General features: G+C 56.6%; 5 protein-coding genes. 2 read left to right on the top strand and 3 right to left on the bottom strand.

The window, feature by feature from the left end:
• Positions 1-276: 276 nt before the first annotated feature.
• On the top strand, positions 277-5,832 hold the full coding sequence (locus CPH65_RS14640) for an alpha-2-macroglobulin family protein (protein WP_172891528.1): 5,556 nt from the start codon (positions 277-279) through the stop codon (positions 5,830-5,832).
• A gap of 110 nt (positions 5,833-5,942) precedes the next feature.
• Entirely contained in the window at positions 5,943-8,084 is a 2,142-nt protein-coding gene (gene pbpC / locus CPH65_RS14635) for a penicillin-binding protein 1C (protein WP_096174396.1), read from the top strand.
• A gap of 27 nt (positions 8,085-8,111) precedes the next feature.
• Here the strand turns inward: pbpC and CPH65_RS14630 are convergent, their stop codons facing one another.
• The 3 genes from CPH65_RS14630 to CPH65_RS14620 form a co-directional block, all read right to left on the bottom strand.
• A complete protein-coding gene (locus CPH65_RS14630) occupies positions 8,112-8,708 on the bottom strand; it encodes a TetR/AcrR family transcriptional regulator (RefSeq protein ID WP_096174394.1) in 597 nt (198 codons plus the stop codon).
• A 458-nt stretch (positions 8,709-9,166) separates the two neighbouring features.
• A protein-coding gene (locus CPH65_RS14625; RefSeq protein WP_096171592.1) for an IS630 family transposase occupies positions 9,167-10,233 on the bottom strand; the annotation gives its coding sequence in 2 pieces (ribosomal slippage) (positions 9,167-9,729 and positions 9,729-10,233; 1,068 coding nt in all).
• A 493-nt stretch (positions 10,234-10,726) separates the two neighbouring features.
• The gene (locus CPH65_RS14620) at positions 10,727-11,461 is read right to left on the bottom strand and encodes a glutathione S-transferase family protein (protein WP_096174392.1); all 735 of its coding nucleotides are present in this window, start codon (positions 11,459-11,461) and stop codon (positions 10,727-10,729) included.
• Positions 11,462-11,804: the final 343 nt, after the last annotated feature.

The following is an 11,804-nucleotide window of genomic DNA, read 5'->3' as shown; positions in this document are numbered from 1 at the left end:
TCCGTGTTCGCGCGGCCTGACTTTTCTTTTTTTACTTATTACGGCCACATGCTTACACATAATTGCCGCAAACTTATCCAACACTGACCATATCTTGCCGAAACGCCAATCGAGCGCCGAAGCAACGCCACATTTCGCGGGCGAAGATTTCGTGTTACCAAGCATCCCTGCTTTCAGGCATCACCGGGAGCCATAAGTTTATATTTTTTTGACCGCCAGTTCCTCAAGACCAACACCAATATGGGACAAACGGCGGATTGCTTACGGGAGGGGTTCATGACCCGCGCTGTTGTCTCACTTTTGATCAGCCTCTTGGTCATCGCCGGCACCAATATTGCCGCGCAGGCCGAACAGTCAGGAGGCTCCGGACAGGGGAACGCCGCGGCCCGCGAAGTCCAGATCGAGAGAGACACGGACTATTTCGGCTATGACCTCGAAACACGGAAAAAGATCTCACTTGATCAATGCCAGACCGCCTGTCTCGACATGGCGACCTGCCGCGCCTTCACTTACAATGTCAAAGCGAAATTCTGCTTTCTCAAATCCGACATTGCGCAGGCGACACCTTACAAGGGCGCGATTTCGGGCCGCATTCTCGACCATGGCCGCAAACCGGGCCTTGGCGCACCCGACCGCCTGACGTTTTTGCCGGACAACTGGCATCGCTCGGCGCGTGAGCTCAAACAGAAAATCTCAACGGGAGCATCCCCGCGCGGCGGCTTTGCCGAGATGATCGAGCGCGGCCATTCGCAGCTTGGTCTCGACAACCCCAATGGGGCCATAAACGATTTCCGGGCCGCCCTCAGCATTGCGCCTGATGACAGCGGTGCATGGTATGCCCTTTCGGTTGCCTATGGCCGTCATGCGTTGGTGGAACGTGATCAGAGTAAGGCGCGCCGCAGCCGCAGCTCTGCGGTATCGGCAGCTCTCAACGCCTACACCACCTCGCGCTATCGGCCAGAACGTGCCGAAGCCCTGTCTCAGCTGGCGCTCAGCCTGCAAAAAGCCAGTTGGTTCCGTGAGGCGCTCGACAGTTACAAGCTGAGCCTCGAGCTCGACGAAAGTCCGGTCGTTCGTGCGGACTATGAGGCCCTTCTTGCGACCCACGGCTTCCGCATGACCAATCATACCCTTGATTCCGACATCAAGGTGCCAAGGGTTTGTCTGCAATTCTCCGAAGAAGTGAAAAAGGGCTTTGGCGATTATGCCTCCTATATTCGCGTCGACCAGCAGCCCCCCAAGGCGCTGGACGTCTCCGAGAGCCAGATCTGTGTTGAGGGTCTCGCCCATGGCCGCGCCTATCAGGTCGACCTGCGCGAGGGACTGCCAGCAGACAATGGCGAGGCGCTTTTGTCCAACATCCAGCTGGATGTCTTTGTTCGGGATCGTGCACCCAGCGTCCGTTTCTCGGGCAACAATTACGTACTCCCCGCCAGCAATCGTCGCGGCATTCCGCTGATTGCTGTCAACAGCGATGAAGCCAAGCTCAAACTCTACCGTGTAAGCGACCGATCTCTGGCCAACCTGATGCGCGGCTCGAACTTCCTCAGTCAGATGGACAGCTGGGAAATCAGCCAGCTAACGGAAAATCTGGGCAGCCCGGTCTGGTCCGGAAGCATCGATATCCGGCCCAAGCTCAATGAAGAGGTGGTCACCGCCATTCCGATCGACGAGGCGTTGCCAGACCGGCAGCCCGGCGTCTATCTGATGACCGCAGCAACCAGCAAGCGTGACATCAAGGACCAACCAGCCCTTGCCAGCCAATGGTTCGTAATCTCCGATATCGGCCTGACCACCTTTGCCTCGTCTAACGGCAGCGATGAGAATGATGCTGACGATCTGGGAGGATTGCAGGTCTTTACGCGGTCTCTCGCCTCTGCGGAGCCACTCTCCGGACTCAAGGTTGACCTGATCGCGCGCAACAACGAGATTCTTGCCACAGGTTCCAGCGATGAGAATGGCATGGTGACCTTCGACGCTGGTCTGGTGCGCGGCGAAGCCGGTCTTGCACCTGCCGTCATCACAGCGAGCAATGGCAGCGATGATTTTGTTTTTCTTGATCTGACACGAGCGGGCTTCGATCTTTCGGACCGAGGTGTGACCGGTCGCGAGTCGCCACAAGGTCTTGATGTCTACGCATGGACCGAGCGGGGTGTCTATCGCCCCGGTGAGGCGGTGCATCTGAATGCACTGGCGCGCGACAGCAGCGCGAATGCGGTAGATGATCTGCCGCTCACCTTCATCATTGAGCGACCTGATGGGGTCGAAGCGGCTCGCCTTGTTGGATCCGGTGAGAAATTGGGTGGCTATGCGGTCAGCTTGCCGCTTACCACCAACGCTCGCCGAGGCACATGGCAGGTGCGTGTGTATACGGACACCGACAAGCCGGCCCTTGCCAATCTTATGTTCCTTGTCGAGGACTTCATTCCCGATCGCACCGATATGGATCTGACACCAGACGAGACGACGGTTAGCCTTGGCGAGACAGCAACGGGCCAGATTGAGGGTCGATACCTCTATGGCGCCCCCGCTGCGGGCCTTACTGTAAGTGGTGAGGTTCTCGTGCGGGAGGTCCGCTCACGCGAAGGATATGACGGCTATGTCTTTGGCCTTGATGATGCAGCATCCGTTGGGCTTGAACGCGTCGACCTTGATGCCCTATCCACGCTTGATCAAAACGGGCTGGGGACTTACAGCTTCACGTTAGGCAGACTGAAGTCTTCGACCCGCCCCCGCGTTGCCGACCTGGTGCTGCGCATGCAGGAAGGATCGGGCCGGGCCATCGAACGCCGGGAGCGCTACCGCGTCACGCCCGAAGACACGATGCTGGGCATCAAGCCATTGTTTGATGAACGCAAGGTGCGCGAAAATTCGAATGCGGATTTCAAGCTTATCGCAGTGAAGCCTGACGGGTTGCGTGCGGCTGCAACAAACGTGGATTGGTCGTTGGTGAAGATTGATCGGCATTATCAGTGGTACCGTGATGGTGCACGCTGGCGCTATGAAACAATCGATATCGAAAGCAAGGTCGCGGACGGTCAGGTCGACCTCGAAAGCACCGACCCTGCGACACTGTCACTCCCGGTGGAATGGGGCCGCTACCGGCTGACCCTCGGAGACGCCACAAGCGTCGAGTTCAATGCAGGCTGGAGCAGCGCGGCAGGCTCCATCGATACGCCAGACGGACTGGAACTGGCGCTCGACAAGCCATCCTACAAGGCCGGAGAAACCGCAAAGCTGAAGGTTTCACCACGCTTTTCCGGACAATTGTTGCTCGCCATCGGCACAGATCGCATCCGGCGCACCATGACCCTCGACGTTCCTGCCGAGGGCACGACGGTCGATATTCCCGTCGAAGAGGACTGGGGGGCTGGAGCTTACCTGCTGGCCACACTTTTCAGACCAGCCGACGCGGAAGCATCTCGCAACCCGGCGCGTGCCATCGGTGTGCAGTGGCTCAGCATCGACCCGGATGACCGGGCCCTGACCATCGCCATGGACGCACCGGACACGGTCCGCCCGCATGAACAGTTGGTGGTGCCGGTCAAGGTGAATGGCATCAAGGCAGGGGAAGAAGCCTATGTCACGGTCGCTCTTGTGGATGAGGGCATTCTCAATCTGACAAATTACAAGACGCCAGACCCTGTGGGCCGATACTTTGGTCAACGCAAGCTCGGCGTTGCCATACGCGATCTCTATGGTCGCCTGATCGATGGCTCCGCCGGTGTCTTCGGAACCCTGCGCACTGGGGGGGACGGAGGCGGGCCGCGCATGCAGTCCGCTGGAGACAAGCCGACACAGGAACTGGTGGCCTTTGTCTCGGGCATCGTGCGTGTCGATGAGGATGGCGAGGCTGAAGTTGCCTTCGATATCCCGCAATTCAACGGCACGGCGCGCCTGATGGCGACCGCCTGGACGGCAAAAGCCGTCGGCAGTTCAGACAAGGACAAGATCATCCGCGAACCCATCGTGGTTCACGCCAGTTTGCCCAAGGTGCTGGCTCCGGGTGATCAATCCGAGGCGCTCATTGAATTGACCAATCTGGAAGCCCCGGTTGGAGACTATCGCATTGAAGTCACGACGAGCGATGCGATTTCGCTCGACAAGGACCAGATGCCTCAGAGCGTCACACTGGAAAAAGACAAGATGGTTTCGATGTCGGTTCCGCTCAGGGCTGAAAAGACCGGTGTTGGCGATCTGACGGTCAAACTTGTATCGGCAGCCGGAGACGGTCTTGGCGTGTTGCATGAAGCCATGGTCCCTGTCCGGTCCGGCATGCTCCCGGTGACCCATGTCACCCACGTGCCCCTGCCCGCCAATGGTGGCGAGATCGTTCTCGGCCCGGACCTTCTTTCTGGGTTCAAGCTTGATGGGGCGGAGCTGTCACTTTCGGTTTCTGAGGAAGGCAGCTATGACATCGCCTCTCTTTTGATGCAGTTGGACCGCTATCCCTATGGCTGCGCCGAACAGACAGCCAGCCGCGCCCTGCCCTTGCTTTATGCCAAGGATATCGCGCTCCAGTTGCCGCGTGAGCTTCAAACTCTCAGCGGCAAGCAAATGGAAGAGCGGTTGCAAAAGGCGGTCGATAAATTGCTGACCTACCAGTCGAACCGGGGTGGGTTCACGCTTTGGGGCAATGGATATGTCGACGATCCTTGGCTGACCGCCTATGTCGCCGATTTCCTGACCCGTGCCAAGGAACGTGGACTTGATGTTCCGTCCAAGGCACTACAATCAGCCCTTGGTGAAATCCGGAACCTCTTGGCCTATCAGAATGATCTTGGCCGGGATTCCGGCACGGTTGCCTATGGTCTTTACGTGCTCGCCCGCAACAGGATGGCCTCGGCAGGTGACCTTCGCTATTATGTCGAGACCAAGCTTGAAGAGTTCAAAACCCCCATGGCTCGGGCTCAACTGGGTGCCGCTCTTGCTCTTTACGGGGATCGCACGAGAGCCGAAAAAGCCTTCAATTCGGCGCTCTATCTCGCTGAACAGATCTACAAACAGAACACCAAAGTTCCTGAGGAAAATTCCTACAGCTTCACGTCCTTGCAACGGGATGTGGCAGCCATGCAGGCCCTTGCGGGCGAGGTCGCTCCTGCCCTTGGCAGCCTTTCGGGCATCAAGGCACTGGCACGGTCACTCTATGATCCGACAAAGCGGCTCAATACGCAGGAACAGGCATGGATGGTGCTGGCAGCACGGGCCGGGATCGTCAATCAGACAGATCTCGGGATCGAGCTGAATGGCGAGGCGGTTGAGGGCGCTCTTGCGACGAGCCTGACCGGCAAGGAGCTTTCGGAGCAGCCGATGACCGTTGTAAACAGGGGCGACAAGCCGCTTGTGGCCCGCATCACCACGATTGCCACACCGGATGTGCCGCTTCAGGCCGGTGGCGACGGGTTCGTCATTGCCCGTTCCTACAACAGACTTGACGGAAGCCCGGTTGCCGTCGGGGACATCAAGCAGAATGAGCGTCTTGTTGTGGTCATCAACGCCAGCCAGATCCCTGATCTGCCTGCCCGGCTGATGATCAGAGACCTTCTGCCCGCTGGCCTTGAGATCGAAAATCCGCATCTTTTGAAAAGCACCGATATGGACGCTTTCAACTGGTTGCCGAAAACCTCAGTGGCACATGTGGAATTTCGCGATGATCGAATGCTCGCCGCCATTGATCGCAAGATCGGCGATCCGCAGGACTTCACAATCGCCTATACGGTGCGCGCGGTAACGCCGGGCAGCTATATGCATCCAGCAGCCGTGATCGAGGATATGTATAGGCCGTACTTGTCGGCCCGGACTGCAAGTGGGTTCCTCAACGTGACACGCTAGAGCTATTCTCGGGAACACTCGTTCACGAGAATGCGATAACATACTGAGAAATGGCGTTTAAATCTAAACCGGTGCCCCGGTTTATCTTCAAATCGCCTAGGCAAGCCGGAATGACCAAGTCTCTCAAGACCTTGCTTCAAACCATGCCGAAGCCCCTCTTCGGCATGGGCGCTGCGCTTGGCCTGCTGCTTTTCCTTATGGTTGGCATCGCGGGAGGCTTTTGGCTGTTTGACCGCTACAATTCGCCTCCGCTTGGGATACTTGAGAGCCTGTCGGAGGAAGTGCTGGACCGGGATGGAAATCTGCTCAGGGCCTTCACAACCGATGAGGATAGATGGCGACTAAAAGCTGATTTGGACGCTGTGGATCCGGAATTCATCGATATCCTGCTGGCTTATGAAGACAAGCGTTTCTTTTCCCACCATGGCATCGACCCACTCGCGGTGCTCCGCGCCAGTTGGCAATTGCTCAGCAATCGCGAGATCATCTCGGGAGCCTCGACGATCAGCATGCAGCTCGCCCGGTTGATCGAGCCGAGAGAGAAGCGAACCTTCACAGCCAAATTCTGGCAAATGGCGCGCGCGATCCAGCTCGAGCAACGCATGAGCAAGCGCGAGATCCTCAGCGCCTATCTGACCCTTGCGCCCTATGGCGGCAACCTTGAAGGGATCCGGGCCGCATCACTTGCCTATTTTGCCAAAGAGCCGACGGACCTCAGCCTCGAGCAGGCAGCCTTGCTCGTTGCCCTGCCCCAGTCCCCGGAAGCAAGGCGTCCTGACCTCTATCCGGACCGTGCCCGTCGCGCCCGCGACAAGGTGCTCGAACGCATGGCCCAATCGGGCACGATTGCGCAAAGTGAAGTTGCCCGCGCATCAGGCCACCCGCTGTCGGCCAAACGCCACGACATGCCACAACTCGCCGCGCACACCGCAGATCGCCTGCGCCGCCAAGCGCCGAAGGATAGCGTTCACCAAACGACGCTCAATGCCGATTTGCAACAAAGGATGGAAGCCGTTGTTCGTGACGGTGCTGATCGACTGGGTACTCGTCTATCGGCGGCTCTGGTGCTGGCTGACGCAAAAACCGGCGATATCCTTGCCGAGGTCGGCTCGCCCGATTATGTCAGCCCTGCCCGGTCGGGCTGGATCGACATGAGCCGCGCCCTCAGATCACCTGGGTCAGCCCTCAAGCCCTTCATATATGGTCTCGCCTTTGAAGAGGGGTTGGTTCGCTCGCAAACGATCATCACTGACCAGCCGGTCAACTTCAGCGGCTACCGACCCAAGAATTTCGACATGGACTATCAGGGTGACGTCAGCATTCATGACGCCCTGTTGCTCTCGCTCAATGTGCCTGCGGTGGCGCTGCTTGATGCTGTCGGCCCGGCACGCCTGATGGAGCGACTTCGGTCCGGAGGTGTCACGACCGAACTGCCCGAAGGCGGAGATGTGGGGCTAGCCATCGGGCTTGGTGGCCTTGGTATCACGCTCAAGGATCTGACCCAGCTCTACACCACATTTGCCAATCGCGGTCATTCCACCATTTTGACCGACCAACCGCGCTCCAGCGCCGAGCGCCAAGCGGATGCCAGTGCAAGCCCCATCCCTGTTCTCGATCCGGTCGCCAGTTGGCATGTCAGCGGTATTCTGAAAGATGCCAGCCCCCCGAGAGGGGCGCCCAATCTCCCGATTGCCTACAAGACCGGCACCTCCTATGGCTATCGAGACGCATGGTCGGTGGGATTTGATGGTCGATACGTGATCGGAGTCTGGGTCGGGCGGGCAGACAACAGTGCGGTGCCGGGCATCACTGGCAGAACGGCTGCAGCTCCCATTCTATTCGAGGCCTTTTCACGCTCTGGCCTCTCCCTCTCGCCATTGCCTTCCAAACCATATGGCGCACAAGAGCAGACGCTGGCAGAATTGCCGCCGACGTTGCGCCGGTTCGAGATATCAAAAAGCTGGCTGACAAATGATTCCCTGCCGGAACCGGCCCCCAAGATAGACTACCCGCCTCGCGGTGCCCAGATCGAGATGACCCGGACAGCCAGTGGTCAGGTTCTCCCGGTCCTTGTTAAGCTACAGGACGGACGCCCGCCCTTCCGCTGGCTGGTCAACGGCAAAGTTCTTCAAGCAAATGGCAACAGACGCAAGGTCGCCTGGCAACCGAGCGGGGCCGGGCTATCAACCCTTACGGTCATAGACTCAGCCGGACGGGCAGACAGCGTCAGCATCTATCTGACGCTTCCCTGATCCGACATACCTCGTCAAGTTTTTCTATTACTGAGAAGCCTCACCGCTGAGAATGGCAAGGGTACCGGGGATCATGAAATTGGCAGCCTGATAGAATGGCTCAGCCGTGTCGTTGGCACGGGAGACCACCCAAGCCCCCTCGATCAACATCAGCAGCTTCCGCGCGATGAGAATGGCCTGTTCTTCCGGCACGCCAAAGTCCATGGCTTCTGACACGAAGGCGACGCGCCAGATCGAATAGATCTCGCGAGCGGTGTCGCGCACTTGTGTCTCAGAGTCCTGATCCAGAAGCATCGCGGTCATGGGGCTAAAATCCCAGCGCTCGTCCGAATCGAATTTCACGGCGAAATGGCCACAAATCCTGCGGATCACTTCAATAAACCCCGCCCCGTCGGCACGGGCGGTTTCGAAGCTCAGTTTTATGAATTGCAAAACCCGATCGGCTGAATGCCGAGCGGCAGCAATCGACAAATCCCGCTTTCCACCGGGAAAATGGTGATAAAGCGATCCGCGTGGAACATCTGCCAATTCCAAAATGTCGGAAACACTGGCAGCGACGTAGCCTTTCTTGTGAAACATAACCGCAGCGGCCACGACAAGCTTTTGATATGTGGAATGAGCCATTCAGAATACTTTACAGCCACGTGCACAACAGTCTAGAGTGCAGCTAGACCGCTCGGTCTATTGACCAAGCCTGATTGCTAACCCTACCACATCCTTAGCAACAGCCTAATAGTTTAGATTCATTTTCAACTAAAGAGCACAAGTATACGCATCAACCCATTCGGTAGTAATACTCAAACGCTTCATTGAACATTGAAAATCGAGCGGGTAAGTCGGCGCAATCTTCTGGCTTTATCGCCTCTTTTAGCTTTGCTTTCTCATGACAGATCTCTTCAAAATTCGACTTTCCTGCACTGATCGGATTGGCATGCTCCCTCACTGTCCCCACGGCTATGGGTGCTTGTCATAGACCATACCGCGCCATCCCCCAATACGGCGCGGTATGGTCGCCTTTTCAGAACGGTTGATGCTGCACACTTGAAATACTGTTCGCGGCAAACTTCTTATACCAACGGCATTTAATTCTGACCTTCTTGAGCCCATTTTCTCATACCTATTGAATGGATGATGGTTGGGTTGGCGGAGAGGCTCTTCCATGCTTGGCAACCAGCATCAAGAATGGCGGCATAGTCTTCGAAGACCCGATTGGACAGGAAGGTACCGCGCAGATACTGCCAAATATTCTCAACTGGGTTCAGTTCCGGTGATTTGGAAGGCAACAGGAGGATGGTGATATTCTTGGGCACGTTGAGTCTGCTTGTCGTATGCCATCCGGCACGATCCATCAGCACCACGGCATGAGCGCCGCGCGCCACTGTCCTTGAGACTTCTTCGAGGTGCATTTGCATGGCCTGTGTATTTGCAAAAGGCATCATCAATCCCGCGCCAACGCCACGCGCTGGACATATTGCACCGAACAGATAGGCATTTTTATATCGCTGATCGGCTGGCAGACGTGGTCTGGTTCCCTTTTTTGCCCATAGTCGGGCCAGTCCATTCTTCTGACCAAGCCTAGCCTCATCTTGCCACCAAATCTCGATGGGCTTGTTCTTTGGCAAATGGCCTACATGCGCTGCCAACGTTGCGGAGAAGTTTTTTTGAAAGCATCAATGACTTCAGGCTTTTGTTCTGGATGTTGAGGTCGACCAGATATGCGCACATACCCCATGCGGCGCAAAAGATCCCGTACTCCACGTTCCTTGTAGGAGACCCCAAACCGCTCTTGGATCACACGCACCAGATCCTGGCTACGCCAGACAGAGACGCCGTCCTTCTCAGGATCAGGACCGGTTTCAACGATAGCAACAAACTCTTCGAGCTGTTCTGGGCTCAAGCGCATGGGAGCGCCGGTTGCTTTGATGTCGACAAGACCATCGGTGCCTTGCTCATTGAAGCGAAGAACCCAATCTCGCAAAGTCTGGCGGTCCATACCGCCGACTTTGGCGGCATCAGCACGGTTCATGCCGTCATAGACAGCCGCAATGGCCAGTAGGCGGCGGCTCTGTTTGGCATTGCGGCATCCTTTGGCAAGACGGCGCAAACTATCGGCGTCAAAAGCATCGCTAAGAATCAAAGCGGCAGACATGGCAAAATCTCCTTTGCCATGTTGAATCACGCCAGTGCTAAAAATGGAATCCCTAAAGAGTCAGAACTTCACGCCCTTGGTATTAGTTATTGAATTTTCTCTATATTTTTCACGCACCCGGCAAAATTGGGTTTTATCCGCTCCCATCAATCCATGGTATAGCCGGTTTATCATGCCCTTGACGCAATAGGCGATATCATGTGTTTCACAGCTAAAAGTCGCAGGCAAATCGACCATCGCGGAACCATCGCCATTGGCTGGCACCTGAGTTCAAGGCGAACTTCGCATCGCGATTCAATCCAAAGGCAAAACCAGACTGGCTTGCTGGAACCTTTGTCTCATCGTCAAAGATTAGTGAGTGAGTGCATATTTAGAATTGCCGGAGCACAGAACGTTTTCAAAAAGCTGAAATATATCCGAGCGTTCGCTCGCCCTGTCGACCCATGGATGCCGAATCAAGCCCCTGACCTATCTGTGCAAAAAAGGCGCTGGTTCACGTCCTTGCGGCAGGGTCTATCCCAACTTCATCCAGCATCGAGCGGATGGATTTCTCTATTTGACCACCGCAGTAGAGGTCACCCCAAGTCTGGCGCTGCTGAAACTCGAAAACGGAGATCGCCGGCATCGCAAAAACACGCCGCGCATGCGCAGCAATGATTGGTGCCGTTTCGACCACAAGCGGTTCGATCTTGGGCAGACGATCCATCATAGTGTACCACAGGGACGCCGATGCGATATCGGCAAGACTGATATCGTCAGTTCCGAGTATCGTTCCGCCCTCAAGCGTCGCGCCATGATCGGCAGCTGTGCGTTCGAAAATCGCGAGCCAACGCGGCAGGCGATCGCCAATGAAGCTTTGCCATGCCTCTTTGGTCCACATGGATCGGCCACCAAACAGCGAGATTTCATCCAGAACATCGTTGGTGTCGCAGAGGATCTTGAGCGTCTTGGCGCGCTTGATCGCATCATCGGGCATGAGATCACGTTTGTCGGCGAGATACACCAGAATGGCTGACATCTGCGACAGGAACACGTCTTCCACCGGGTCGATGAGAAAAGGCGGTGCCATGGATGGCCCGGGCTGATCTGATACCGGCAGGTCTTTCATCTCGGATATGTGGGCGCTGTCGGCCTCTTCCCAATCTGCTCCGACGTGAGAGAGCAATGCACGGATCGGCTGGCCCCGAAAAGGGATCGGCCAATAGTAAAGCTTGAGATGTTTGGTCATGTTCACCCTCTGCCGGCGCGGATTCAGTAGTGCGCCGGTGTATGCCAAGTCCCGGAAGACCGGAGTGTCACGGGATATATCCAACGAGATGATATCCTCCCGTAAAGCGCCCTAACGTTTGCTCTGATCAACCGAGTGTGCGCCACCCCTTGATGCGCCGATTCCGGCACAGCTGGGGTTGCGCGTTCTATTTGCGTTCTTTGCCTTCTCTGGGTTCCTTGATCCATCTGACAGCAAGCCACAGGACTGCTAGCGCAATGACAGCCCAGAAGATGATCCAATAGATATTTTCAAACATGTCTTCCCTCCTCGTCATCCTTAACCATCCCTAACATATTCGGTT

Source organism: Cohaesibacter sp. ES.047 (assembly GCF_900215505.1).
Classification (GTDB): Bacteria; Pseudomonadota; Alphaproteobacteria; order Rhizobiales; family Cohaesibacteraceae; genus Cohaesibacter.
Note: the sequence above shows the minus strand (reverse complement) of the source record. Positions and strands in the feature narration are given on the sequence as shown.

Coding starts and splice junctions, on each gene's coding strand:
- CPH65_RS14620 (WP_096174392.1), bottom strand. CDS start 11,461: ATGACCAAACATCTCAAGCTTTACTATTGGCCGATCCCTTTTCGGGGC.
- CPH65_RS14630 (WP_096174394.1), bottom strand. CDS start 8,708: ATGGCTCATTCCACATATCAAAAGCTTGTCGTGGCCGCTGCGGTTATG.
- CPH65_RS14640 (WP_172891528.1), top strand. CDS start 277: ATGACCCGCGCTGTTGTCTCACTTTTGATCAGCCTCTTGGTCATCGCC.
- pbpC (WP_096174396.1), top strand. CDS start 5,943: ATGACCAAGTCTCTCAAGACCTTGCTTCAAACCATGCCGAAGCCCCTC.